Genomic DNA, 691 nt, shown 5'->3' with positions numbered 1-691 from the left:
ATCACTCACCTTCAAGTTGTTTGATTAATTTTTTCACTTTTGTAATGATATTCTTTTTCCCTTTAAAAGCATTTCCGGAAGCGAGTTTTTGGACAAGATTCCACTCTTCGTTAGTAAGTAATTTTTTAAGTCTATCAAGACTATCTTTAAAGCAGATGAATTCATCAAGCAAGATTTCAGGATTAGGAATAAGGTGAGCAACCTCGCTAATATCTTCGTAAGAGAGTTTGTTTAACTGTCTCTTTTTAGACTCCTGTTTTCTTAATTCATCATTCACAAGATTAGAGAACTTAGTTTTAAAGTAGACTCTAAGTTTTTCCTGATTATCGCATAAGTCAGGTTGCTTGTCTAACAATGTATAAAGGCAAATCATGGCCTCCTGCTCCCAGTCCTCCAACTCCCAAAGTTTAATGTAGTAGAGATTTCTTAGCTTCAAGACAATAGGTCGGACAATACGGTAAGAGTTTGAAAACATCACATCAGTTAACATGGCTAACTATCTCCTTGTTTTTGATGTTTTTATTGTACGGCGATGTCTGTTCAAGCAACAGGACGCAGATGTCCCAAAGCCAAGGGAAAGAAAAAAGAAAAAAAGTGTTGACACACCTAAACGCATGTGATAAGATATAACAGTTCTCGAAAGAGAGCATGAGTCTGAGAGAGCGGACGAAAAAAACTTTTAAAAAAGTTT

1 protein-coding gene is annotated in these 691 nt (G+C 35.6%); it reads right to left on the bottom strand.

The genetic code is table 11. The annotated features are described in order from the left end of the window. Position 1: 1 nt before the first annotated feature. The gene (locus ACERC8_RS09955) at positions 2 to 490 is read right to left on the bottom strand and encodes a sigma-70 family RNA polymerase sigma factor (RefSeq protein ID WP_373659705.1); all 489 of its coding nucleotides are present in this window, start codon (positions 488 to 490) and stop codon (positions 2 to 4) included. Between the last annotated feature and the right edge of the window lie 201 nt (positions 491 to 691).

It is taken from the genome of Streptococcus sp. E29BA (assembly GCF_041807805.1).
Lineage (GTDB): Bacteria > Bacillota > Bacilli > Lactobacillales > Streptococcaceae > Streptococcus > Streptococcus entericus.
The sequence above is the reverse complement of the archived record's forward strand: the minus strand, read 5'-3'. Positions and strand labels throughout refer to the sequence as shown.